Annotated in this window: 17 protein-coding genes and 5 pseudogenes; 10 read left to right on the top strand and 12 right to left on the bottom strand. The window is 56.8% G+C overall.

Going from position 1 to position 24,529, the window contains the following annotated elements; all coding sequences use genetic code 11:
• Positions 1-219: 219 nt before the first annotated feature.
• Positions 220-924, top strand: a pseudogene (locus tag CO655_RS30245) (hypothetical protein); the annotation flags it as partial.
• A 699-nt stretch (positions 925-1,623) separates the two neighbouring features.
• Positions 1,624-2,541, top strand: coding sequence for a recombinase family protein (locus CO655_RS30240; protein ID WP_008534020.1), 918 nt, complete (start codon positions 1,624-1,626; stop codon positions 2,539-2,541).
• A 1,046-nt stretch (positions 2,542-3,587) separates the two neighbouring features.
• Here CO655_RS30240 and CO655_RS30230 read toward each other — a convergent pair.
• Positions 3,588-4,556: an IS481-like element ISRel2 family transposase gene (locus tag CO655_RS30230; RefSeq protein ID WP_097667727.1), complete on the bottom strand. Its 969-nt coding sequence runs from the start codon at positions 4,554-4,556 to the stop codon at positions 3,588-3,590.
• A gap of 84 nt (positions 4,557-4,640) precedes the next feature.
• Positions 4,641-5,416: pseudogene (locus tag CO655_RS30225) on the bottom strand (integrase core domain-containing protein); the annotation flags it as partial.
• 15 nt (positions 5,417-5,431) lie between these two features.
• On the opposite strand from CO655_RS30225, the gene CO655_RS30220 reads away from it, so the two are divergent.
• Positions 5,432-6,391, top strand: coding sequence for an IS4 family transposase (locus CO655_RS30220; RefSeq protein WP_085861348.1), 960 nt, complete (start codon positions 5,432-5,434; stop codon positions 6,389-6,391).
• A pseudogene (locus tag CO655_RS30215) lies at positions 6,348-6,541 on the top strand (IS3 family transposase); the annotation flags it as partial. The gene CO655_RS30220 and the pseudogene CO655_RS30215, both read left to right, overlap by 44 nt.
• A gap of 465 nt (positions 6,542-7,006) precedes the next feature.
• Here the strand turns inward: CO655_RS30215 and repC are convergent.
• The 3 genes from repC to repA all read right to left on the bottom strand — a co-directional run bounded on the left by repC (position 7,007) and on the right by repA (position 10,607).
• A complete protein-coding gene (gene repC / locus CO655_RS30205; RefSeq protein WP_016737357.1) occupies positions 7,007-8,215 on the bottom strand; it encodes a plasmid replication protein RepC in 1,209 nt (402 codons plus the stop codon).
• A 155-nt stretch (positions 8,216-8,370) separates the two neighbouring features.
• Positions 8,371-9,396, bottom strand: a complete 1,026-nt coding sequence (repB, locus tag CO655_RS30200; RefSeq protein ID WP_004672729.1) for a plasmid partitioning protein RepB — start codon at positions 9,394-9,396, stop codon at positions 8,371-8,373.
• Positions 9,393-10,607, bottom strand: coding sequence for a plasmid partitioning protein RepA (gene repA, locus CO655_RS30195; RefSeq protein ID WP_008534005.1), 1,215 nt, complete (start codon positions 10,605-10,607; stop codon positions 9,393-9,395). Before repA ends, repB begins: the two co-directional genes overlap by 4 nt.
• Before the next feature lie 434 nt (positions 10,608-11,041).
• Here repA and CO655_RS30190 point away from each other — a divergent pair.
• Together CO655_RS30190 and CO655_RS34715 are read left to right on the top strand one after the other, a co-directional pair.
• Positions 11,042-11,665, top strand: a pseudogene (locus CO655_RS30190) (acyl-homoserine-lactone synthase).
• 353 nt (positions 11,666-12,018) lie between these two features.
• Complete coding sequence (locus tag CO655_RS34715) at positions 12,019-13,110, top strand: medium chain dehydrogenase/reductase family protein (protein ID WP_309506636.1); 1,092 nt, start codon at positions 12,019-12,021, stop codon at positions 13,108-13,110.
• 6 nt (positions 13,111-13,116) lie between these two features.
• Here CO655_RS34715 and prs read toward each other — a convergent pair whose 3' ends face one another.
• The 7 genes from prs to CO655_RS30150 all read right to left on the bottom strand — a co-directional run bounded on the left by prs (position 13,117) and on the right by CO655_RS30150 (position 18,712).
• Entirely contained in the window at positions 13,117-14,058 is a 942-nt protein-coding gene (prs, locus tag CO655_RS30180) for a ribose-phosphate diphosphokinase (RefSeq protein ID WP_011053499.1), read from the bottom strand.
• 2 nt (positions 14,059-14,060) lie between these two features.
• A complete protein-coding gene (locus CO655_RS30175) occupies positions 14,061-15,176 on the bottom strand; it encodes a nucleotidyltransferase family protein (RefSeq protein ID WP_004672715.1) in 1,116 nt (371 codons plus the stop codon).
• A gap of 29 nt (positions 15,177-15,205) precedes the next feature.
• Entirely contained in the window at positions 15,206-15,535 is a 330-nt protein-coding gene (locus tag CO655_RS30170) for a hypothetical protein (RefSeq protein WP_004672714.1), read from the bottom strand.
• Between the two features lie 5 nt (positions 15,536-15,540).
• Positions 15,541-16,035 (bottom strand): hypothetical protein, encoded by a 495-nt coding sequence (locus tag CO655_RS30165; protein ID WP_004672713.1) that lies wholly within the window; start codon positions 16,033-16,035, stop codon positions 15,541-15,543.
• A gap of 80 nt (positions 16,036-16,115) precedes the next feature.
• Complete coding sequence (locus CO655_RS30160) at positions 16,116-17,384, bottom strand: radical SAM protein (protein WP_004672712.1); 1,269 nt, start codon at positions 17,382-17,384, stop codon at positions 16,116-16,118.
• Positions 17,385-17,415: 31 nt separating this feature from the next.
• A complete protein-coding gene (locus CO655_RS30155) occupies positions 17,416-17,970 on the bottom strand; it encodes an adenine phosphoribosyltransferase (protein ID WP_004672710.1) in 555 nt (184 codons plus the stop codon).
• A 286-nt stretch (positions 17,971-18,256) separates the two neighbouring features.
• Entirely contained in the window at positions 18,257-18,712 is a 456-nt protein-coding gene (locus tag CO655_RS30150; RefSeq protein WP_018247122.1) for a phasin, read from the bottom strand.
• Positions 18,713-19,612: 900 nt separating this feature from the next.
• Between CO655_RS30150 and CO655_RS30145 the strand changes: the two genes are divergently transcribed.
• The 4 genes and pseudogenes from CO655_RS30145 to CO655_RS30125 form a co-directional block, all read left to right on the top strand.
• On the top strand, positions 19,613-20,386 hold the full coding sequence (locus CO655_RS30145) for an aquaporin (RefSeq protein ID WP_004677031.1): 774 nt from the start codon (positions 19,613-19,615) through the stop codon (positions 20,384-20,386).
• An 873-nt stretch (positions 20,387-21,259) separates the two neighbouring features.
• On the top strand, positions 21,260-22,372 hold the full coding sequence (gene nolL, locus CO655_RS30140; protein WP_312883029.1) for a nodulation factor fucose acetyltransferase NolL: 1,113 nt from the start codon (positions 21,260-21,262) through the stop codon (positions 22,370-22,372).
• A 1,251-nt stretch (positions 22,373-23,623) separates the two neighbouring features.
• Positions 23,624-23,769: pseudogene (gene nifH, locus CO655_RS34800) on the top strand (nitrogenase reductase); the annotation flags it as partial.
• 281 nt (positions 23,770-24,050) lie between these two features.
• Positions 24,051-24,529 (top strand): NifX-associated nitrogen fixation protein (locus CO655_RS30125; RefSeq protein WP_141514381.1); only part of this gene is annotated, 479 nt, incomplete at its 3' end.

The following is a 24,529-nucleotide window of genomic DNA, read 5'->3' as shown; positions in this document are numbered from 1 at the left end:
AACGCCGTCACGTCTGGCGCTTGGTGATACCGTCTTCTCCTCAAACCAGCCTGTGCTTGAGCCCTCCTATTTGCTGAGTGTCTGGTCAAAATGGGCGCAGTTCAATACCCTTCCCGGGGAAGGTAACCAAAAACACCTACCGCGACGGGTCTTCTGCACTTTCCGATATACCGTTTGTTAAAGGACAACCCCTATGTCCGCTCGCCCTCGGCATTGGGGCCGGACGAAAACCTCTATCCGCGGCCTGCGGCGGAGGCGGCTCGCTCCTTCCTAATGCTTCGGCTCGGACTTCATCTGGGACTGCGGCAGAAGAATCTTCGGCAGCTGCGCGTCTGCCCACGTGGCCATTTTCCGACGTCGGAGCGGCGGCTGGAAGACATGAAATGCGGGGAGCTGCGGTGGAGCGAGCGCGAGCGTGGCTGGGAAGTGCTCATCCCGTCGGTCGCCTTCAAGAATTCCGGCTCGTCCTTCTTCGGGCAGAAACCATTCCGGCTGATTCTGCCCGACCTGCTCGATCTCTATAAATACCTGGACGCCTATATCGACCGGCATCGCGGTGTGCTGCTCGGCGGCGCGAAGGATCCGGGCACCTTGTTCGTGAAGACGGTCAAGACGACCAGCATCGACGCAGCATACGACTCCACGACCTTCTATGAGGCCTGGCGAACCGTCATCCAACGATTTGGGATCTACAATCCCTATACCGGTCGGGGCGCCATCAAGGGCCTTCTGCCGCACGGTCCGCACAATGTCCGCGATATTCTGGCCACCCATATTCTCAAGCAGACGGGATCCTACGAGCAGGCGAGTTATGCGATCCAGGATACCCCGGACGTGGTGCAGCAGCACTATGGCCGGTTCCTGCCGCAGGACAAGGCGACGCTGGCCGCAAAGATCCTGAACCAGGTCTGGGAAGCGGCATAGGCCGGGACCCGCGAGTGGAGTAACTTCGCTCACCCGAAGGGGCTCGCTCGGTACAGCCGAGCTTGCCGCCGACGCGGCCGGCAGGTTCGGCCTCCCTCAATTGCCTATGGTCTCATTCTCCGCGTCCGTCACCGCCAACTTGGCGCAAGCTCATGACGTTTTCATCACGTTAATCATATGAATTAACGCTGTTATTTTCTATTTCAGAAGTGAAATAGCCTTTATCTTCCGTCATCCGTGACGGCCATAAGCATGCTCACTTCCGATAAGTATTGCTTATCGGAAGTGATTGCTATAACGCCGCAAATTAGGGTGTCGGTCACCATGGATCGCAGGAAATGCGCGGTTTTCCAGGCTTTTCGGCCGATTTCGTCTGGGATGACCGGACTCCCCGAGACAGAATTCGGCCGCCGCAGTTGCCCCGCATAATCCCGACCCTTCTTCCGGCATGATGTGCCGGCGACCTCCCGAGGGCCCCTGCTCTCGCGGCATCTCCAAAACGGTTGTTTTTCCGGCCTTTCCGCCACAGGAGCCCGCTGGCGCGGGTTTGTCAGTGCGGACGCTCCGTTGCTTATCTCGGGCGGCGATTTGAGTCTGGCGGGCCGCTATTTGATGCCTAAAACACGCTTGCAACTGTTCGATTTCTAACGCATGCCTTATCTGTACAAACTACTTCGAGACAGGGCCGTTACAAGCGCGATGGCAAAGCCACAAACATTTGACAACCAACAATCTCCCAAGCGGCTGATCGGTTATGCCCGGGTGTCGACGGATGAACAGGTCCACGATGCCCAGTTGGACGAGCTGCGTGCAGCCGGCTGCGATCGGATCCATCAGGAGCATGGTTCCGGAGCATCGCGGGCTCGACCGGTGCTGACGCGATTACTCGCTGAACTTAGCGCCGGCGACGTCCTCATTGTCGTGCGCCTCGATCGACTGGCCCGATCCGTCAGTCATCTCTTGTCGGTGATCGAGGACCTCGAGGCCCGCGGCGTGCATTTCCGGTCGATCCGCGATCCAATCGATACGTCGACCCCGCAGGGCATGTTTTCCCTTCAGGTCCTCGGCGCCGTCGCGCAGCTCGAGCGGGCGCTAATCGCTGAGCGTACCAAAGCCGGCATTAAGGCGGCGAAGGCACGCGGCAAGCTTCCTGGAAATCCCGGTCTGCGAGAACGACGGCCGGAGGCGATCAAGGCAATCTCGCAGGCACGGGAGAAGCTCTATCTCGATGAACTCATTGCATCGGCGCAGACGTGGCTGCCGATGGTGCGTCAACTCCGGCCGCAGCACAGTTGGGACAATGTCGTGCGGGTTCTCAATCGCCGTGGCCACGACTGGACCGTCGAACGCCTTCGTCGCGCTGTTCATCGCATGGTACGCGAAAAGCTCGCGGAGAAGGAACTCCTTGCTCGATCCCCTCGCCGGGCTCCCGAAGACTATCTGATGAAGCTGGTGGCGGCAATTGCCATTGCCGATCCCAACCTGTCGCTGCGCGACATTGCCGCGCAACTGGACCAGATGGGAGAACGGCCTGTGCGCAGCGGCAAGAACTGGCAACCGTCCTCGGTGCGGGTCCTGCTGGACGAAGCCCACCGATTTGGCCTCATTCGCCGTTGAGGGCATGGTTCATCCGACGCCCGATGGCAGAGAGTCTTTTCTTGTCGCTATTCGACTGCATAGCCGTCAGGTCCGGCCTTTGGGGATCTGTAGCGCCAGGACCGCTAGTCGCTATCGCTCCGCGGTTTCAGCTCAGCGCCTACATCCTCGCCGCGGAGCCGGCTTCCTCCGCCTGCTCGCCCCCTCCCCCGGAACGTGCTGAAGGCTTCAGCCGCGGTGATTATGATCCGCAGAGGCGCGCGGGCCATGACCCTCGGCGGCGCGGGTAAAAGCAGAGGACAGCCGCTCCCCTCGCTACCAAAAAGCCGTCTCGGCTGCACGACGAATTCGGGCGCGAGCCGGAACTCAGTCAGACAGTATTTGTTTCTTTTACAATCCGTCCGCGTTTCGGCGTTCTTTCAAGGATGCTCGACAATTTGATTGAGCCATTTGTCCGCGCCGCCAGCTATATTTCCTACAAGAATGATTACGGCCGAAGATCTGCAAACATTCGTTTTACGACCAGCAAATTTCGACTGTCCTCGAAGCCTGGGAGGTCTTCGTCCTGAAGCATCCTGCGGAGACCGCCGTTAAGATTACAAAGCAATGTCTCCTTTCAGTCGTGACAAACACCGCGATTGTTCGTTCGAACACGAAGCCGCTCAATCGGCTCCGTGCATCAACTGACCTTACTACACCAGCCGCATAGAAGGGCTGTCGGCCATTCTACCCGGGCAACCATGACCAATGCCCTTAGAACGTCATGTACGATCAAAAATGACCGCCAAGACCCCGCGACCCATGGCGGCGACAGGACGGTACCTATCTCTACACAACCGATCTTGTGAGAGGTGGCGCGAGGAGCGGGTCATGCGCCGTCCATAGTAGCGCCCGAAAATGTCGTTTCTTTTCAGAGTGTTGTAGCTGTGGTCAGCTGACCACCGGAAAAGCAGCTGTTGGCAGTGCGTCCCACCCCAAAAGACTTGCTGGCCCACGACAGCAGAGTCTGGCGAAAAACCTCGATCAGTGGACCCGCTGACCTAGCACTCAATCCTCTCCGGCAGCGACTAGATGTGGAGCCTCAACAGGTTGTCCTGGGTAAGAGCGAGCCTAGTGATTGGTGGTTTTGAGTTTAGACTTCCGTGAGGCCTGTGCCAATTGTAGCGATGAAGCCATCGTGGCAGTTCGGCGGCGCGCATGTCCGAGTTGGGATAGGCGACGGCGTAGGCCCACTCTCTGAGGGCGGTCTGGATGAAGCGTTCGGCCTTTCCGTTGGTTTTAGGCGTATATGGTCTGGTGCGGACGTGCTTGAGGCCGTTGTCGCGACAAGCTTGGCCGAATGGCTTTGATGTGTAGCAGGGACCATTGTCGGTCATGACGCGCTCGACCGCGATCCCGAGGCTGGCATAATAGGCCAATGCCGCCTTCAAGAAGGCCACGGCGCTTTCTTTCGTCTCGTCCGGCAATATCTGTGAGAAAGCGATGCGAGAGGCATCGTCGATGGCCACATGAACGCATTCCCAACCGGCGCCCCAACTCTTGCCTCTGCGCGAACTCTGGCGAGTGCGATCGCCGGTGATGCGGTGGCCGACCTCATGAAACCGGCCGAGCTTCTTGATGTCGATATGAATCATCTCGCCGGGAGCCTGGCGTTCATAACGACGCACAGGCTCGGCCGGCTCGATATCCTTGAGGCGGGAGAGGCCTGCGCGCTTGAGAACCCGGCTCACCGTCGCTGCAGATACACCGGTTTCGATCGCGATGTGCTTGCCAGTCAGGCGCTGGCGGCGAAGCGTGATGATGCGCTCCGCCAGCGCCTGACTGGTCTGCCGGGGCATGGCATGAGGTCGGGAGGAACGATCGAGCATCGCCTCTCGACCACCGGCCTTGAAACGCTCGACCCAACGGGCGACGATCTTGGCCGCGACGCCATAGGCCTGTGCTGCCTGAGCCTGGGTCAGATGCCCTTCGATAACAGCAAGCGCCATTTGTTCCCGGCGCAACGGCGTCAGTCGGGCATTCTCATGAATGTTCATTCGCGGCGATCCTTCCGACTCGAGGTGTGATAGCTCCAGTCTCCTAAATCCGCTTTGAATGGACAACCTCCCGAAAGCTCACCCCTAGAGCCTGCCCGCTCCGAGTACGCCAAGTGGCGGAAACGCGAAGCTTTCATCTCGCGCAGCGTTGGAGCCGGTTGCGGCAATGGTATCTGCATCACGTGCCCGGGTCTGGTCCGAGCGATGAGTGCGGCCGGAAGTGGTTGTAATCGTCGGCCCAGCAATGGCGCTTCGGGCATAATCGCAGCCGAGGAACAGGCTTTGGTTGACCATCTCGTCCCGCATCCGGCCGTTGAAGCTCTCGACATTAGCGTTTTGCATCGGCTTCCCGGCGTGATGCCGTGCGACTCGACACTATGATCCTTCGACCTGGCAAGGATGGCATTCGAGGTGAATTCCGTGCCGTTGTCGGAGACGATCATCCCCGGTTTGCCGCGCCGTTCGATGAGGACCGACAGTTCGCGAGCGACGCGACGACGCAAGATCGAGGTGCACGGGATCGCCGCCAGGCATTCGCGGGTCACGTCTTCGACGAAGTTGAGCACGCGAAACCGCCTTCCGCAAGCGAACTGGTCGTGAACGAGATTCAGCGAGCTTCGGGCATTGGCCTTCGCTTCGACCAGGATCGGGCCACGCGTGCCGACAGCGTGCCGCCCCGGCTTTTCTGCTTGCGAACGGAAAGTCCTTCTTCGCGATAGAGCCCGTAGATGCGGTCGACCCCAACGGCGCTCCCCCCCCGCCGAAGCCGCCGGTCGCCGGTCGCGCCGCGCCGGTCGCCGGTCGCCGGTCGCCGGTCGCCGGTCGCCGAAACGCCATCGCTCATTGGCGAGGTCGCGCAATAGGGCGACTTCTTTATGATGTGGGCGCACCTGCCCGACCAACGCTTCGATCTTTTGTCGCGCGTCATGCATGACCATGCACTCATCGGCGGCTCTAAACTGCGTGATGTCGTAGAGACAGTTCGGTTCTGCGACACCCAAACGATCGAGCTGCGCGAGCGCGCCGACCGTCCGGCGCGGCAGGCAACGTTGTGCCTGCGCTTCGGCCAGGCGACGATCAGGCAACCGCAAAACCTGCGCGAAGAAGGGCTGCCCGACGGGGTTAGGCTCAGTTGGGTCGAGGTCGTCGAACCGGACGCACCCGACGGTGTCGAGCCCTTGCATTGGCTGCTCTTGACCACCCATGCGCTCTCCAGTGCGACTGACGCCTGGCAGATCGTCGCTTGGTACAAGCAGCGCTGGATGATCGAGCAGTTCTTCCGGGTGATGAAGACGCAGGGCTTCAAGATCGAGGACAGCCAATTGCAGTTAGCGCCGCGGCTGGAAAAGCTCGTCGCCATCGCCGCCAAGGCCGCGGCAATCGTCCTCCAACTCGTGCAGGACCGCAGTGGCGGCGATCCTCACCCGGCAAGCCTGGCAGTCAGTCCCCACGAGATCAACACGCTCGCCGCCCTCGAAAGCCGCTTCAAGGGCAAGACCAAGCTGCAATCCAATCCCCATCCCAAAGCTTCGCTCGCCTGGGCCGCTTGGATCATCGCCAAACTCGGCGGCTGGAACGGCTATGCCTCCTCCAAGCCGCCTGGACCCATCACCTTCTTCAACGGACTCAAATACTGTGCCGATGGCTGGGCCTTGCGAGATAGGTATATGCCTCAGTCGTTCGGTGGAGAAATGTTCCACTGGATCATTTGCTTTTGGTCACGAACAAAATCCAGCGACCAGCGGGCAGAGCCTTCGCGTTGGCCAGGATCGGTGCGCGCGTGCCTGCAAGTTCGCTTACGGAAGGGGGTTTCGCGTGCTCAACATCGTCGATGACGCGACGCGAGAATGCCTCGCGGCGATCCCCGGACACCTCGATCTCCGGTCGTCGCCTCGCTCGAAACTCGCAATGATCTCTCCGACAACGGCACCAAACTCACCTCGAATGCCATTCTTGCCTGGTCAAAAGACCATAGGGTCGAGTGGCTCATTGCGTCACCTCGCCCAAGATAGCGGTTGATGAATTCTCCCAGTGTTGTGGAAGTGCCGCCGCGAATCAGCCCCGTAGATTCCGGCGCTGCGGATGGCAGCAGGTACTTGTTCCTATTGCGTCCTATCCATGCGGCGCCATCGCCCACTCGCGATTAGCCGGCACAGCCGGCCGCCTTGCGATTTGCCGCGCCGGTGCCAATGAATTGATGAAAGGCGGCTGCCATTTCGTGCGAAGACTTCGCTCCTGGTCTTGTTCGTGCGCGACCTTGGGCGCGTTCGTATTGAGATCACGGTCTACTGTTCCCCTAAGAGGCGTCATTTGGCTCGGGAGCCAGACGGTAACCGGCACAATGCCTGCGACAAGCCGCCTTTGAAAGTTGGTGTTTTCCAAGGGGTTAGCTTGGTGGTCAGCTGACCACAACCGAAATCCTCAACGGCAGGAATAACGATCAGCCGCACTTACCCAGCCCTCAAACCGCCTTGCCCGTTGGCCTTCAACAACGCCATTATCATCGGGCCAAGCGAGAATTCACCGCGCTCACTTCGGCGCGTTAGATCCCGCAGATAGCCTCCAGGAGAGTTGATGAAGTTAGCCCTTTCCAGGATGCACGCAATTGCCACCGCAGCATTCTCCGGTCCTAGCGCCTCGCAGGCATCCTGGTAGGCGGAAGGGCTTACCCCCAGCATAGATCGAACCACCACAGCGGCAGACATCAGATCTCGCCAGCTCCCCACGCCGCGCGGTGCATAGTCGCTGATCATCGGGCACGCCTTGAGCACCAATCCCAAGGGGAACGCCCTTTGCGATTCATTCTTCGGCTGATGGCTCAAGCTCGCCTTTGCCCCCTGCTCCTTTTCGGAGCGTGGTTCAGATTCATTTACGGATTCGGGTTTTGAATTCTGTATGTGCTGCTCGATATGAGCAGCATTGGTGCTAATTTTTTCAGCATTCTCGAGGTTTTCCAAACGATTAAGCACTTCCTCACGGAGCATCTCCATTTCATTGAGAACGCTAGTGACCCCTTCAAGGGTCGGAACGCGCGGAATTCTGCTCGCGAGCGCAATGTAGATGTCCTCGGTCGTCTTCCAATCGCCGTCGGCGCCCTCGACCATTGCAGCAGTAATAAGTTTGCGAACATCCCGCCGGCAAATTGTAAGGCTCTCTTTGGCTTTCCTGAGCGAGGCTCTCTCGGCCGCCACTCTTTGCGCCAACATCGCCAACTCTTCCGATCGCGCCAGGAGGGGCGACAGGTCGAAGCCAAAAGCATTCTCGATCTGGCCATCGTCGCCCTTGCGGGCGAAGCGCTTGCCATTGGCGCTATCCTTACGGGCGATCAACCCCGACTCCACCAGAATGGCAATATGCCGCCGCAACGTTGCGCCCGCCATTGCATGCGCCCGAAGCGCCAGTTGGGCATTCGAGGGGAAGACAATCAATTGTGCATCCTGACGCAACTCATTGTCAGGATAAAAACTCAAAAGTGCGTCAAGAACAGCCAGACTGTTCGACTGGATCTTGAGCAGTTCCATCGCGGCGGAAGCGTCTCTCAACACTTTCCACTTATCGGCAGCTTTTCCATGCTTGATTTCCATTGCCGCCTGGCGCCGCACGAGCGCAAGCGTCATTGGCCGCCGCCCGAACGGCGTCGCTACATTCCCCGACTGCATTGTCTCTCACCTTTCAGCAGGCAAAGGAAATTCGCTCACCAAAACGGCGCCAAAGACTCTTGACGAGGATTCGAGGAAATGCGATTCTGTTCTTGCTACAGAGACAGAAGGGCTTCCACGACGGCGACGTTGAGGGAGCTCTTTTCTTTTGCGGGTTACACTCCCTGTTTCCGTTGATGCTTTGCGCGATGCTCCTGGTAAAGCGCCGGCAAATGCTCGAGTACGAAAGCCGCGAAATCCGGCGTGGCTTTCCTGTCAATGGTAATTTCTAGCTTGCTCTTGCTCTGCGTGACCTGCGCAAGCCTGTCGCCATCGGGGGTCGACAGGACGTCTGGCAACCCGCGCGCAGTCCGACGCGGTTTCAGATGGTCGATCACTGCCTTGAACCGTTCCGACGACGGCAGCGCCTGCACCTCCTCCGAGGCAGCATATTTCGCAGCGCCTGCCGGAGGCGATGCTTTCTCAACCAGCTCTGCCAATTGCTGCCAACTTGGGCGTCCAACGCCTGGAGCGGCGCCGATGGCATCGATCAATTCAGAGGGGAGGGCGTCAACAAGCAGGAGCATCTTCGACAAGTTGCTTTTATCGATTGACATAGCCGCGATGACGATTTCTCGTGGAAACTGCTTGTTTAGCTTGTGTGCGAAACGTGCCTTTTCGATGAAGGTGAGGTCTTCGCGCTCATTGTTTTCCTGACCCTGTGCGACAACCAACTGCTCGTCCGTCAAGTCTCGAACAACCGCCTTGACCGGCAGTCCTAGCTCCGAAACGGCGCGCAGCCGGCGATGTCCAAAGGCAACTTGGTAGTGCGCGGGTTTAACGGGATGAGGTCTCACAAGGATTGGGACCTGCTGTCCTTGCTCGCGGATGGATGCAAGAAGTCCTTCGATATCACCTTGCATGCGATCCTGAACGAAGGACGGCTCGATTGACGACGCGTTCAGTTCAACCACGGCCTGACCTTCGGCGAGACGCCGCTCGATCTCCTCGGCACGACCAAGACGATCATTTTGCTCGCGCAACGCGTTACCGATGTTTGCAGTCAGCTTCGTCGCTGGATCTCGTTCTTTTCTGGTCACGCCGAGAAGCGGCATGGAGCGAGTCTTTGCCGCTCTGTGTTCAGCAGCTGATGAGCTGTCGGGCGCGTCCGTGGTGACGTCAAGGAGGTGCTTCCGACTCATGTGGTTCTACCCCATGCTTTTTTGATTAGAGTTTCGATCTCGTCGTTGACGGCGTTCATCGCCTCTAAGGCCCGATCATAGGTCGAGCGCGTGAACTGTCCGCGCTCAACCTCAAAGAGGGTTTGATTCGTCAGGCCAGCGTCCGAAACGGCGGTCGTCTTGAGCATCGGAAAATTGAGGACATTTTCGCCAAAGATCGAACGCAGATAGCCCACCATCTGGTTCTGCGGGCCATCGCTCGGTTCAAAACGAGTGACGAGGTAGCGCATCCAATTGAACTTGAACTGGGCGCCTGCGTTCTCGATTTCCCGAAGGAGATTCGAGGTCATCGCCAGAAACTGGTTCATCGACATTACATCCAACATCTGGGGATGGACGGTGACGAGGATCGAGGTTGCGGCGGTCAGAGCTGAAAGCGTGAGATAGCCAAGTTGGGGAGGGCAATCGATAACGACGACATCGTAGTTGTCCGCGATGTCTTCGATGACCTGACTGATCCGACCGTAAAAAAGCGTGTCACCTTCCTTCCGGTTCATAAGCGCGCGCGGGGTATCGTGCTCAAACTCCATCAGTTCAAGATTGCCAGGAATTAGATGAAGATCCGGGATGTACGTTCCTCGGACAACCTGCTCGATTGGGACCTGCTCGTCATCATACCGGATGGCGCCATAGAGTGTTTCGTTCGGACCAACGTCAGTTTCTGGCTGACTGCCGAAGAGTGCGGAAAGGCTTGCTTGGGGATCAAGATCAATCGCGAGAATCCGGTAGCCACGCATTGCCAGGTACTGTGCCAGATGCGCGGCTGTCGTCGTCTTGCCCGAGCCGCCTTTGAAATTCATCACCGAGACGACTTGAAGCTGCTCCCCCGTGCGACGATGGGGCAGGTAGCGCCGGTTCCCGCGGCCAATCAGGTCCAGGTGCTTACGGATTGAATGAATATCTTCGATCGTGAACGTGCGTCGACCGCCAGGGCTCATACTAACGTGCAGTTCAGGCATTTCCGAAGCAGTTTGTCTAAGATAAGACTCACCGATGCCAAGCAATTTTGAGGCTTCTGACGGTGCAAAGGATCGAATGCCCTTTTCGGACGTCGGCGGGAAGACCTTGAGATGATGTGCTTGAAGTTGGCTGGAGAGAGCGTCAGCATGACGCTCCATCAATGCGGTCAACCCTTCGACGACCGGCGCTGTTTTTGCTGCGGTTTTCGCCATCTCAAAATCCATTTCCTGCAAGTGGCGGAACTTTTCGCGAAACCGCTAAAGTTCCGCCACTAGCTATTAGAGCCGATTCTGCATTTTGAGCAAGGGGTTTTAGGTTAACGAAAGGCTAACGTGGATAAACCCGGAACGTAGAGTAAATGGATTTTTCCGTTTATATCCTGCAGCTTAGCAAGACCGCGGTACCGATTGGTCATGGTGTGTTTTATTGTGAATCCTACAAATGTGCCCCGGCGATTTAGACGAAAAGCAGAAGACCTCGGCAAAGTCGGTGATCCCCTTGCCGCGACTCACTCGCACAAAACCGTAAGCATTCGACAACGGACGCCCGATTCCAATTCGTGCAGAGTTCCCGGCGCCTAACGGCGGCGGAGAAATTCATGCAGGTATTCGCGATCTCGACACCAAAAATTTACTACGAAGCGTAGCTGCTTCAGGACGATCATAGGCTACGTGCGAGGATCTTTTCCACTCGCACTTGGGATGTAGAAGTAGTCGACGAGTGCGAGGCAGATGGGGTTGACGCTCTCGCCCCGACTGCCATCCTGGATGTCACCGCGGCTGGACCACTTGCAGGATGTGCACGCGATTTGTCTGCGATGGGACCGACCATGCTGGTAGACGTATTTCCGTCTCTGCTCCCGAAGGGTCGCCTGAACGCCAATCCCCTGATGGTCTAGAGTTCTCGCTTTTGCGTCGACACCTCGAAGAGTGGAGGGGAGGGGAGGGGAGATGGTTCCGTTCACGAGGCAACGCTGACCTTGTTCGCCGGCATCGTAGAATGGTGCCTGGGAGGTGGTCTCAGCGAAGTCGTTGCGGTAACGGATATCAGGTTCGAGCGAACTCTTGCTAGCGTCGAATGGCCTCTCCCGCGCTTGGGGCAGCCAGAGAAGATCGTTGCCACCACCGCCATCGCAGGCACGCGTCCAGCAAACGCTGAGACCTTTCTGATGTTGCGGCCGCCCAACTACCGATCTAGTTGCCGTCATCCTTCTCGGTGCGACTCGGATTGTTGGTCTGTTCGGTTCGAACCGGTGCGCCACGAAGGATGAAGCTTTGGACGATGTGGCGATAGGCTCTTAGGAGGGTTCGCGCGGGCAGATGAGGGAAGGCGACATGGCATCTTCGCAGAGATGAGGATGCATCGAAGAACGGGCTGGTAAACCGCGGCTCGTGTTTGAGGCTGGTGGCATTGACGCGGCCCAAGCGCTCCACTCTACCTTCAATAGTTTCGTCGCTCCTTGCGCAAGGGAACACTTCTGCCGCTTGAAACGTCCTTTGCCGTTTGCGCCGACGATATCTCCGAGAAGCTTGTCAAGACCCAGGACATAAGCAAGCCCGCCAGCAAGGCACGTGATTTCATCAGCTTTCTGACTGCCGCCTGTGGTTGTTGGCTAGATTCTGGATGCAAGTAAGTGTACATATTAGGATAGTCGGTGTGTCGGGGAGCGAGAGGTCTCGTATGGAGGTTCGTGGACTCGTAATTACTTGCCCCCGCAAGGTTGAAGAATGGACATTGTCGGTTCCACTCGCCGTATCGTCCGAAGTCGGTGTGCGGATAGAGTTGTGTGGACTCTGCACACCGGAGCAACGCGTTTATCGGGGCGCCAAGCCGACTTACCCCTATTGGGGCGGGCACGAGTTGTCAGGCACGATCGTGTCTCTGCCGGACGATGTACCGGATGGCCTGCGCGTAGGAGACCGCGTTGCGGTGCTTTTAATGCGCAGATGCGGCCAATGTCGTGCCTGCCGCCTCGGACTGGACAACCACTGTGCATATTTAAATCCTAAAGCGAGAGGAGGGGTGCCGCAGGGGCCGGGGGGATTGGCCAATTTTGTGGGCGTACCCGCCTATCAGGTTTTTTCCGTGCCTTCCTTTTTGGCTCCCGAGCGTGCCGCGTTAGTTGAACCTGTCGCCTGCGTGGCACGCGGCATAAATAGGGCGCGTGCAAAGGCTGGAGACACTGTGGCCGTCATCGGCGGAGGCACGATGGGCCTTCTCCATTCGATACTTCTGACAACCAAAGGATGCGACGTTTACCTTTTCGATGACGACGTGGCAACGCATGGGCCTGTGATGTCGACCGGCGCCCATGCAACGGGGTCAGTTCATTCTCTGTCTGATCCGAAACTCGTCGAGAAATTAACGGATGGCTGGGGCTTCGACTGCATCTTTTGCACGCGCTTCGGTGTCAGAGGCATTCAGGGGGCCATAGCTGCGGCGTCACGCGGTGCCAGGATTGTACTCTACCAATCGATTCCGACGTCCGATTTGTTATCGGTAGGCGCTAACTTTCTGCATTACCGGGAAATTGAACTGATCGGCACCATAGCCCAAAGCGCGGACGACGTGAGAAATGCCATCCGAACCATCGTTGAACACGCCGCACGCTTCGACGTGCTGCAGGTCAATCTTTGGCCCTCGTCAAACGCCCAAGAGGCATTCGAGCAGGCGCTCGATCCACGTGTTAATCGCGTGATGCTAGATTTCAGGTAATGCTTCTCAGCGTGCCTGCAGCGCGCCTGCAATTTCGTTGCCGATCGAGACTACTTCGACACTGTCGGGGAAATTGTCGGTACGTCCGACGCTGTCGGTCACAACGATGCGGTCGATCTGAGACCGTCCCCAGTTTTCGTTCAGCGACGGCGTGAATATGGCATGGGCTGCGGCAAGGGTTATCTTGCGAGCGCCTGCCGCTTTGAGATGTGCGGCGGCTGAAAAAGCCGTCTGACCACTGTTGATTTCGTCGTCAATCAGGATGATCGTCCGGCCAGCAACGTCCCCCAGAATCTCGACGCTCTCCCGAAAGTCATCATCGTCTCTGCGGTGCTTGCGCATGACAGCGAATGGGCAGCCGAGCAGGGCCGCCAAGTGCTCAGCTCGCTTCGCTCCGCCGAAATCCGGTGAAACGACCATGTCGCCATCGACGGCCGCAGAACCGAGATGGCGAACTAGGGCGGGAGCGAACTGAAGATTGACGACAGGACAGGCAAATGCGGCGCACAGCTGAGGAACATGGAGTTCGAAAGTTATCAGCCGATCTATACCGAGAGTTTCGATAATCCCCGCAAGGATTCGCACCGGTACAGGTCCGCCGTCGAAGGCAGGGCGATCCGAACGCGAATATGGGAGGTAGGGAAGAACAGCGGTAATCGTGCGGGGACCCCGCGCCCGCACGGCACCAAGCGCTAGGAACAACTCGAAAAGACGATCATGAACGCTGTCAGGAAATGTTTGCACGACCACCACATTTCCGCCAAGCCCGCCGTCGCGCGGAGTGACAGCCATCTGGCCATTGCTGAACACCTGCGTGTTTAGGATCGTTATTCCTGACCGCGTGAGGGCCCGATGGACTGTTGACGCAAACTTTGCAGAGGTTTCGGTTGCTGCGATACGAAGGTCGTTCGCCGCAGGATCTGTACGATATGGTGACTCGGGCGCCATATTTACGCCAGCTCAAGATCGTTAACAGTGGGAATAGACAGCAGTTTGGGCAACACGTCGCCCCAATCATGTTGAAGTGGTACCTCGGTTTGATCGGGTCGAATGAGCTCTAGGAACTCGGACGGTATGTCTATCCCACAGATGCGCTTCATCTGCGTCAGGACGAAATATAACGCCGGCCTCATCTCGTATTTGTAACCTATCGCAGCGACCTCCGCCCAGCTAATATTCGCCATTTCTTTGTGTAGAACCGCATGAAGATCGCCGAACATCAATAGTCGAAGCGAATTATAAAGGAAGGCCTCGTGATAAAGCCTGGCCGAAAGGAACCAGACGGCGCCAGTCGCGGATTGGACCTGCAATATGCGGCCTAGACCGTTTGCAAGACGCACGCCTGACCATATGTCTTCGACATCGATGCCGACGGAGAGATTTACATGCATATCAATGAAGATGGGCATGTGCAGCTTCTTCGCGGAATCGATGTATCCCTTTACGTGGCGGTAGCGCAGCTGGCGTGGCACCGCGGGACCAGGGAACGGAGATTCAACGGATTCTATCCTTACAAACACCGGCAAGGAATAACTTTCGCGGAAGGTTTCGTCATCGAGTTCCTTTCGTTCCGGATGCCAGTTGCCATTTGAAGGGTCGAAAATACCGTGCCGGTAGCCGAGATCGAACATGAGCCGCTGCACGCGCTGCGCGTCAGCGGGCTTGACCATGATGTCGAGATCGGTCATCGGCCGTAGGAGTGGATCGGGATAGTGGAGAAGCGCGAGATCTGGTCCCTTCACCAGGAACCAGGCGATGCCGGCCCGATCCAGCGCATCCATGATTTCTGGCAGATTGCGAAATTCGAGTGCGGACCTGACCTTTGACATGACAGTCCAGCACTGAACGTAATGCGCCGCCTCAGTAGGCAATAGTGTCAACAAATCGAGGCGGCGCAAGTGATTCTCAAGCAGCGGCACCGTCCGATTATGCTCGGCGCGCCATACCACATAGGGCCAGTTGACAGGCTCCTTGCAGAGACGGACCAAACGCTCTTCATCCTCGGGTCGTAGGTAGGCCCGGCAGGTGATCAGCAAAATAGAGTCTTCTGGTGACAACCGAAGCATCGCGGAGACTCCTGATACGGCTGCGTGATTTATTTCGAACTTTCCGGGCTGCCGAATTCGGCTAGTGTCTGCCTTAGGTCGGCGAACTGTTGTTCGAAGGAAGCGAAACTCTGGTCGACGTTTTGTCCAAGCAACTGTTCAAGGCTGAGCGTTTCTTCAGCGCGTTCCTCTTGTCCAGACATAAGCTTGTAAACCGAACTTACCGGCAGCAATCGCGACAAGAGTTCACCACCGCGGCCCGTCTGGGCGCTGTCCCGAATTTGCCGGATGCAACTTTCGGCAAGCAATCCGTCAATCACGATTACCAGCTTGCCATCCTCTTCGTCAACGGCGTAGCCAAACAGTCGGGAACTAGCCATTGCCGCTACCTCTGAACCTTCTTGAGGTCTTCCACTTCACTGCGTATCTGCAGCAATTGTGCCTGAGCCGAGAGAAGTTTGGCGAATGCGGCGGTAACCGCCTTTGCCGATTGTGTGTCGGAACCAGTCATCCTAACCGGTCCTCGCCCAATGCGGCGTCCTACAAGACCTGAATCGGCGGCGCGCGGCCAATTGGCTTTGCCAAATTTCTTCGAGGCGGTTATATCAACGTAGTAGTCTTGTAGTTCGCCGTTAGCAGCGAGTGAGCCGGATTTCGACCGTTGCGATCTGCGTGACACCTTTAGCGATTGCTCTAATTTTACAAGGCCAGCCGTCAATTGCTGAGCTTGGTCATCCAAACCCGCCTGCAGCCGGGCGAGTCCTTCCGCGAGACGAGAAATCACCTGGGCTTGCTGGGCGGCTGCTTTGTTGCCGGATCGTATCGCGTTGTTCGCAAGTGTGTGCGCCACACCCGCTGCACCTCGGAAAGCTCTGCTCATCCTCAATCCTCCACGTTATTTTTGTTGACCTGGTTAAATTACGTCGTCGACACAGCAATTATTACGTCGCGCCTCCTGCGTTAGTGAGTGTGTTGCGCAGCAGCCGCGATTTCCTCCGAGAAGTTATAGACAGGAGCTTCGGCGGCGGGCCGACGCTCTTTCGCTATAACTCCGCGGCGGTAGGTGGAATCTTTCGTCGGGTCCACCAGGGCGTACTCCGGAAAACCTCCGTTATTGTAAAGTTCCTGGCACAGCGGATAGGGCGCGTCCTTTTCACCATAGTGCGACCAGCTACTCATCTTGCAGACGCCGCGACAGACTGGATAAAACACGCAGTTGCCGCAGACGCCCTTAACCTCGCCACTCACCACCTCGCGTAGCTCATGGAAGAACGGGCTGTTGCGCCAGATTTCCATCAAGGGCATTTCGAAGGCATTGCCGGCGATCATTTCCGGATCATCGTAGGAGGCACTGCACATCGAAACTTGTCCGTTCGACAGTATGCCCAGTACGTTGTCGCCCCAACCGCAAGTATGCACGCCGTTCAGATACTTGAGAGGCATCAGAGCCGGCGGCAGAGTCATGTATGCAGCGCCACTCTCAAAATGGGGAGATTTCAAAAGATCGCCTATCAGTAGCTTGCATTCCTCCAAGCTTATCGCATTGTCCTCATGGCTGCGCGCGTTGCCCATCGGATGTATGTTGAGCAGCGTCCGATGCTTCTTGATGCCCCAGCCGAGCACCAAATCTATAATCGAAATCACCTTGTCATAGTTGTTGCGATAGGCAGTCGTCGTTACCACCGTAGAGATGTCAGTTTTTCCAAGCCGCTGCAGGACAATCGCAGTCTTGGCGAACGCACCCGATTTTGCTCTGAAAGCGTCGTGCGCCTCTGGGTCGAAATGGTCGAGGCTGATGAAGACCGTCAAATTGGGGAGCCTACTTAGCTGCTCGATCGTGAACTCGTCAAAGAGGGTTCCATTCGTCTCGAAAACCAGCTCCTTCAGCCCACAGGATGCGAGATATTCCATGACTGCCATGAATTCCTTGTGAACCATCGGTTCACCCCCGGAAACCTTAACCTTGCGCAGCCCATTGGGTAGTGCTTGCTCGATCAGTCCTTGGATCGCCTCCAGGTTGAAATCAATGCCCTTGGCCTTGGGCCCGACGCCTGCGATATAACAGTGGTGGCATCCCAAATTGCACTTGCGGGTTAGAAACAGATAGATCGTTTTAATTTCGTTTTCCGAGACGACTCGTTTCGAAAGTTCACTTGTGACGAGGGCCTGTAGCGTCTGACTGGCTACATGCACGTCCTGCGGTGTCGAAAGCCAATCAGGGGTATTCATGCGCTTGCCTCCTTACGTCTATGTTGCTGCGCTAGCACGTCATCGCACTGATCACTGGTGCGTCGTCCAATTGACGCCTGCCTTTCAAAACTTCGATTTCGAGTATGAATGCGTATCCGGCGATCTCTCCGCCTTGGGACTTGACAAAATTCCCAGTCGCCCGAGCAGTGCCACCCGTCGCTAGAAGGTCATCAGCAATCAGGCATCGCAGGCCGTCACCGATGAGGCCGGCAGTTACCTCCAGGGTTCCGGAGCAGTATTCACAGCTGTATTCAAATGAGAGGACGTCCCCCGGCAGTTTACCGGGTTTCCTTACCATGATGAAACCGCAACCGAGCCTATCAGCCAATGAGGCGCCCAAGATGAAACCACGCGCATCAACCGCCAAAATGGCATCGATTTCTGTTCCCGACACTTGGCTTGCGACGGTAGAAACGACTTCGCCCAATGCACCTCTACCAGCCAGCATAGGCGCTATATCCTTGAACAAGATCCCGCCTATCGGAAAGTTAGGAAATTCTCGTAATGCTTCTACACCGGATTGGTTAATCCGTGACGCCCCGCTATTTGGAACAGCTACAATCATTTTACTATCCCCCACATGTAACCATCTAAGAGCCTCGTAAGGTGCGATGGCCTCGCGCACTTTGTGGCCAGCCACCAGATGAGGCCCTGGCAAGCTTATCTGCGGCGGCCGCCGCCGCGCCTACCACGTTCCTCCGGGCCGGCACGGGTCCGCTCTCTGACCAGATCACGCCGGAATTCGCCAGCGCCGCGAACAGATGAAACATCAGTCGGCCGCATAATGTTGTCTCCTCGAAAGCGGCTCCGATCATGATTCGTCCAGCCCTGATCTTAGTGCCGAGTCAACTTTACGTCGCTTTGGGGTTCGTCAGGACCTTGTCAAAAGCATCCTTGACCGGCTTTGAGATTTCCTCCACCGCCCTGCTTGAGAGCTCCCGGACTTCCTTGGCGTGCTGCAAACTTGTCTCAACGCGCTTGCGGAAAAAGGTCGACTGCTGTTCGAGGATCTGCGACGGCGAATTCGCGCCCAGCAAAGCTTGCAAATGTGAGAAGCCGGCCTCGGCGTCGGCTTGCAGTGCAGCGATCGTCTTCCACCACAATTCGTTGCCGAATAGACTTGTCGTTTCGAGGATCGGAGGCAGCATTTTCTGTGTCGCTTCAGCGCCGGACGCAAATTTCAAAAGAGCCTCTGTCACCTGCTTGTTCCCCTTTTCAACGGATGCGCCGAACTGATCTGGCACCTTGAGCGGCGATGACCCCGGGTTTTCGATCGTTTCAAAGGATCTTTCGGAAATCTTGGTCATTGCATTTTCCTTCTCTTTGAGTTGGTTGCAAGCTGTGACATCGGGATTGACCCCTTCCGCCGGCGGACTATGCATGGCCGCTTTGGTAGAACGCGGATCCGATGACGAACGGTCAGGTGGCCTCCGTTCCGTTCGTTTCATGAACCGGCATCATGCAGACTGCTTTCTGCCGCTTGTAACCAGGGATCAGCAAACACCATGCCAACTGCTCCGACGCGCCAAGAAGATGATTTTCGTTTATCGATGGGCGGGTTGAGGGCAGGTTGATGTGTATTTGGCGGAGAGACCGGCGAACAAAACGTTCCAGTCACGACAAATCTGACAAAAGTGGCGAATGCCCGACATTTGCGAAAAATGTCGACGGTTGCGCTGGGGACAAGGGAATTCACGCGGACTTCAAATCGCGCCAAGGATCATGTGCCTGTTCGTGGCTAAGGGGCGTTACTCGACTTCTCGTGAACGTCCCTGGCGGTCTTATCAACCCTTGTCCTGGTTCCTGCTTTGCACCACCTTCCGCTTGGAGCCATGAAGAGGGTCGTTGTTTCGATAATTTGAGGATGGGCTGCTTGGCGATTTGTTCGTAGCCCAGCTCGGGTCCATACGTCTCGGTACGGTTCGCCTGCCTATCCTGTTCACGGCACTTTCGAACCTAAGACCGAACGTCATCAGAGCGATCGCTGTGATGCGCAACATATTTCATTTGGTACGACGTTTGCTGGTGATCGGTGACGCTGGTTGACCATAGGCTCTGATGCCGATCTCGTCGGACAAGGACGCAATTGAAGTCAACTACGGAGGTTTTCGGGACCTGACACGATGATTGGTTCGGTGCATGCGGAACGCTTGGCGGCACGAGGATGACACCGAAAAGTACGTGGGGTCAAATCAATGGAGTGAAAAATGAAAAAGTATGTTTGCGAATTCTTCGGGACCTTCACACTTGTCTTCCTCGGCTGCGGCACATTGCTTTATATGCGTCAAGAGGTGGGCCTGTTGGGTGTCGCTTTAGCCTTCGGGACGACCGTGGTTGCAATGGCCTACACGATTGGCCCAGTCTCGGGCGCGCATCTCAATCCGGCGGTCAGCCTGGGTTTCCTCGTGTCGCGCCGATTGAGAGTGTGGGACTTTCTCGCGTATGTCTCCGCCCAATGTGCAGGAGCTATCGCGGCGGCAGGCACGCTCTACCTTATCGCTATGAACAAGGTCGGCGGTTACGATATCACCCTAGAAGGTTTCGCCCAAACCGGCTGGGTAGTCTACGGATGGAGAGCTGCGTTCCTATTCGAGTTTATCGCCACGTTCCTGTTCGTAACTGTATTCCTCAAATGCACGGCTGGACGCGGCGCTGTTGCACGATTGGCGATTGGACTTGCCTTAGTTGCGATCCACCTTGGCGGTATCACCGTTTCGGGTTCTTCTGTGAATCCAGCACGATCGATCGGCCCAGCACTTTTCGCAGGAGGGGCGGCACTCTCTCAACTCTGGCTTTATATATGTGCGCCAATGCTCGGCGCTATTGCGGCCGGCCTTCTTCAGCTCAGGGGGATCGTCGCGTCAAGCGAGCCGCAAAGTCTGCGCCAATTTGAATCGCGCGAAATGACCAGCGACATATCCAGCCCGGTTTCATTCTTTCGCCACCGAAGGAGAGGTATCCCAAAAAGGGAAAGCCACTGATCGAGGAGGGGGTCTCGACCTTGACAGGGGAGCGCATCCCCAGACACTGGCCGTTGCATCCCGCATATCTTGACGCTTACTGCGATCTTCCTACGGATTGGGACCACGGTCGTCTCTGACGTATCGACAAACGTCGCATACGGATCGACAATGGCAGCCCAACGTCCAGCTATCATTGGCGGCGATCCAAAACGGCGGCGATCGCGGCCAAAGCCTCGTGTATCGCGATACTCACCGACCTTCCGCTCAAGGTTGTCAAGGGTCCGCGATACTCATCCATACCGCAGATGCGTGTCATTAGGAGCATGAATTTTACAATGGTGAGGCTGCCATATAGGACACGTTGGGCGGCGGATCTAATGGAGCAAATCTCCAGCGTCTGGGGGGTTGCGCTGGGGTGCCGATCCACACCCAAGCGCCGGTAGGTGATAGACGATACCCACAGCGGCTAGGAGCCATTGAATCGGCAATATGTTCTTTTGATACGGTGTCGCGCAAGTTTGGCATGGAGAATCATATGCAATCGCAACAATAGCCGAGTGCAGAGTCAAGCAGCGCTACTTGCATACGCGCAAATGTCCGTTAGAAGATTTCGACGACGTGGCAGCCCAAGCAGTTGCGCGGCAGCGAGTTTAGGCGGGGCGTACGTTGCGGCGAAAAACAGCCAATGGACACGCCGAAAACGGCTACTGGGCCTAAGTCGCCACGGTCGCCCTGTGAACTTGGAACCCAGGCAAATTGTATGACCGTTGGCCGTCGTTCAGCATGCCGAAGTCGGAGCGCTGATCGGAAGCTGGATTAGCCTGCATGATGAACGAGAGGTTGGAAAATGCCGCTTTCAAAGGCTCCCGTAGGCATCGTGAGATGTTGAGAATGCGAGCAAGAATTGTAGGTGGAAAGACAGTGCCTGAGGCGCCAGAGGCCGACGATCGCGATCTAGCTTTAGACTTCGCCAAAGGAATACTCATTGTCTTGGTGATTTTCGGTCACCTGATACAATATATCTTTTACGAGGGTGATGGCTTCTGGGATTCGGCATGCTTCAAATCGATCTACATGTTTCACATGCCTCTCTTTATGGCGATAAGCGGATATCTCTCTAGATCAGGGCTACTAGGCAAATCGTTCAGGCAAGCCATCGGTGATCGCGCGCTGCAGCTCCTGGTGCCGACGCTGTTCTGGTGCACCCTTTTGGAGGCAGTCAAATTGCTCATGTTTCCCCGGCCGCCGGACGCACCTGGCAACCTGTTGCAATTCATGCACGATTTCGTCGGCACATACTGGTTCATCTGGGCTGCGTTTGCTTCTTTTCTTTTGGTCAAACTTATTTCGATCTTCAACTCCGGGTCGGCACGCTCTTTGCTTGTCTCATCCATACTGGTCGCAGTTGCCCCCGTGACGTTTTCTATATTCCCTCTCATAAAGTACACCTATCCCTTTTTCTGCATGGGATTTTCATTTGCGCAGTCGAGAGATTGGTGGACGAGCATAATGCGGCATCATAAGCCACTCCTGATGATGTCCGCCTCTATCGCGGCTAGCTTGTGCTTCATGGCGTGGCGCGAGGACACCTATGTCTACAACAATCTCGCCTTAATCCAGGATCTGCAGTCGGCAAAAGATATCCTTCTGATGTTTTTTGGCTCGACAGTGGCCTCTGCAGTGATGATCGAGATTCTGCTTCAATCCTGGAAAATTGGACGCTCGAACCGGGTGGTTCGCTTTATCGCCGTGGAAGTGGGGCAGAGCACGCTCGTGTTGTACCTGGTGCAGGCTACGGTATTCCGTCTCATGGATTTGATACAATACGGAGAACAATGGGCTCCCACAATGAGGTCTGGCGCGGCGGGAATTCTCGGGACGATGATCATTGCCGTAGCACTAGCAGTTCGCTGGAGCGTGCGCGACATTCCCTATCTGTCCCAGCTCATGCTTGGAACGCCACCCCGCCTCGTTCGTTTGCCGAGCAATCCTGCGAATAACTAGCGGTGTTCAATTCTCAACCTAAACTTCGTCAGCAAGCAAGCATGCCAAGGCACGCGTTAAGGGGCCCATTTTTAAAGGATCCTTTTGCACGAAGATCGGCTGAGGTCCGACTGATGTGCCAATCACGTATCGAGAATCCGCAAACCCCTCGCGCCCAATGCTCCGCGACGACGCGGGCGCTTGACCCCCAGGGTATCGACTCCACCCTCTTTGAGGTTGCCAAAGATTCGGTTTGCTTCGCACTTGTTTGGGGTCCGCTTGCCGCCAGGTCCCGTTGTCCCTGCTAAAATCGCGAGCGTTCGCTAAGGTACCAGAAACGCTTTTCCGGCCTGTGCTAAGCAATGACCGGAAACAGCGAGTATCGCCTCAGCGGTCACACCGAGGCAGCACTGCTCCATGACGGCCGCTGCCACAGTCATCCTCTTGCCGGCGCCGACGGTACCGGCCAGCTAGGTCGTGCCGGCAGCATGATCCCCCGGGTGCCGTGTTCTGGTGCGGATAGAGAGTGAACGCGGCCGACGCACGCCGGCAACTTAAGATACACGCCGCCGAGGCGCCCAGGGGCTGGTTGTTGAAACGGTCCTAAAACCTTGCGGCCGGTCGATCCGGTGGGCATCGGACCAGGACCCGGCCCTGAAGGGCCATCTGATCTTCGTGAGCTTCCCCTTTGCCGGCTACGTCTAACAGCCGTTCACTGTGGAAATTCAGAGCGTTGTTGAGCTGTCGCCGGCGTCGCGGGGGCCTATGCCGCTTTCCATTTGCCCGCGGCATTCCCCCAAATGACGGCGCTAACTGTCGAGGAAGGGAGCTCCAGCCAGTGATGCATGCGGGTCTCGGAGTCCATCACTGGGAGGCGCTGTGATCGCCAAGCAAAGAAGATCGACCGGCTGCACCTCGGCAAGCGGCCGGACATTGCGCCCAATCCGCGAATTGAGAGCGGAGCGGCTTCGGCGGGTGTCATTTGTTGCTGACGTGGCCGGAGAATAGGCTTCCGCCGCTGCACCGGGATGCCATTTCTTCGATCCCCACCGCGTCTTGTCCGGTTCACGACAACGTTGTCCTCGATCAATTCTTCATGGGCTAGCTAAGAAGCTGGAAACAATACAGATGCCGTGTTCCGAACCTCAGCGGAGGAGACTGGCATGAGTCTTGAACTCCCAGAACTACGCGGCGGGCAATCGCCTGGTGGAACGTGTGGCGTCCGGTCGAAGTCGATTTGAACCTTGAAGGGAAAATACATGGCAGGTCTGCATCAGTTCGCACGGAAAAGGGGGGATCGGCAAGTACACGGCCTCTCAAGATACTCTCACTGTCCTTGTCGACCTCGAAAAGCTGATTCCACCCCCCGCCTGATCCTCAATTCGAAAGCCCGAGACACGGTTTTACACCTGGCGGCGAATAGGTTGGTTGAGGGTGGAGTTCGCGGCGAAACCTACCGCCACTGGACTATCGCGACGGGAATCTCGCTTGTGAAGCGCTTTTCGTCAAGCCCGCCAGCGTTGCCCGCCGCTTGCCGTTGTTGTTGCGGCCGCCCCGTTTCGAGGGGCCATGTCATTCGTCCGGGCCAAGTTGCGTCGCCACAGGTCCCATCTGCCGCACCATTTTAAGGGATGGTGTTACCGGAAGCGGGTGTGGCCCTTAGTCAAACCGCATCCAACACTCAGGAGGATTTTAACTGATGTCAAACGTCACCCCTGTCCCCAACAATGCTCGATTAGATGAGAAAGATGCTCTCGCCACGCCTTTCATTAAGTGCCTCTTGCGTCTGATGCGTGCTCAAGACACCTTTGAATTGTGGCAAGAGAAATCGGACACCGATTTGCTCTGTGATTTCATCGTGACGAGGCAGCAGCGTAGGGCGATTCCTCTCATCGGGGGACCTGACCTAGAGGTGCAGTGGCGGCTTGAGATCTTCTATGCCGCCGTAGCACTTGCTATAGAGGAGCAGTCCGGACTGATGGCGTCACCGGTGTTGACTGTGAACCATGAGGGATTCGGTCGGATATTACTCACGGCGGGGCGGCTCGTAGTACTCTCGAAGACGCTCCGCGACGTACATCGATTTGGCTTCGACAACCTCCAAAAGCTCGCCGAGGCGGGAACTGGCCTGGTCGATAATGTGAACCGCGCCGGGTTTGCCGGAGGCTTCAACTCATG

This window comes from Rhizobium sp. M1 (assembly GCF_002531805.1).
In the GTDB taxonomy this organism is placed as follows: Bacteria; Pseudomonadota; Alphaproteobacteria; order Rhizobiales; family Rhizobiaceae; genus Rhizobium; species Rhizobium etli_C.
The sequence above is the reverse complement of the archived record's forward strand: the minus strand, read 5'-3'. Positions and strand labels throughout refer to the sequence as shown.

Bases quoted from the DNA above. Each gene is read 5' to 3' on its own strand.
- CO655_RS30240 (WP_008534020.1), top strand. From the start codon at position 1,624: ATGGCAAAGCCACAAACATTTGACAACCAACAATCTCCCAAGCGGCTG.
- CO655_RS30230 (WP_097667727.1), bottom strand. From the start codon at position 4,556: ATGAACATTCATGAGAATGCCCGACTGACGCCGTTGCGCCGGGAACAA.
- CO655_RS30220 (WP_085861348.1), top strand. From the start codon at position 5,432: ATGATGTGGGCGCACCTGCCCGACCAACGCTTCGATCTTTTGTCGCGC.
- repC (WP_016737357.1), bottom strand. From the start codon at position 8,215: ATGCAGTCGGGGAATGTAGCGACGCCGTTCGGGCGGCGGCCAATGACG.
- repB (WP_004672729.1), bottom strand. From the start codon at position 9,396: ATGAGTCGGAAGCACCTCCTTGACGTCACCACGGACGCGCCCGACAGC.
- repA (WP_008534005.1), bottom strand. From the start codon at position 10,607: ATGGCGAAAACCGCAGCAAAAACAGCGCCGGTCGTCGAAGGGTTGACC.
- CO655_RS34715 (WP_309506636.1), top strand. From the start codon at position 12,019: ATGCAAGTAAGTGTACATATTAGGATAGTCGGTGTGTCGGGGAGCGAG.
- prs (WP_011053499.1), bottom strand. From the start codon at position 14,058: ATGGCGCCCGAGTCACCATATCGTACAGATCCTGCGGCGAACGACCTT.
- CO655_RS30175 (WP_004672715.1), bottom strand. From the start codon at position 15,176: ATGCTTCGGTTGTCACCAGAAGACTCTATTTTGCTGATCACCTGCCGG.
- CO655_RS30170 (WP_004672714.1), bottom strand. From the start codon at position 15,535: ATGGCTAGTTCCCGACTGTTTGGCTACGCCGTTGACGAAGAGGATGGC.
- CO655_RS30165 (WP_004672713.1), bottom strand. From the start codon at position 16,035: ATGAGCAGAGCTTTCCGAGGTGCAGCGGGTGTGGCGCACACACTTGCG.
- CO655_RS30160 (WP_004672712.1), bottom strand. From the start codon at position 17,384: ATGAATACCCCTGATTGGCTTTCGACACCGCAGGACGTGCATGTAGCC.
- CO655_RS30155 (WP_004672710.1), bottom strand. From the start codon at position 17,970: ATGATTGTAGCTGTTCCAAATAGCGGGGCGTCACGGATTAACCAATCC.
- CO655_RS30150 (WP_018247122.1), bottom strand. From the start codon at position 18,712: ATGACCAAGATTTCCGAAAGATCCTTTGAAACGATCGAAAACCCGGGG.
- CO655_RS30145 (WP_004677031.1), top strand. From the start codon at position 19,613: ATGAAAAAGTATGTTTGCGAATTCTTCGGGACCTTCACACTTGTCTTC.
- nolL (WP_312883029.1), top strand. From the start codon at position 21,260: ATGCGAGCAAGAATTGTAGGTGGAAAGACAGTGCCTGAGGCGCCAGAG.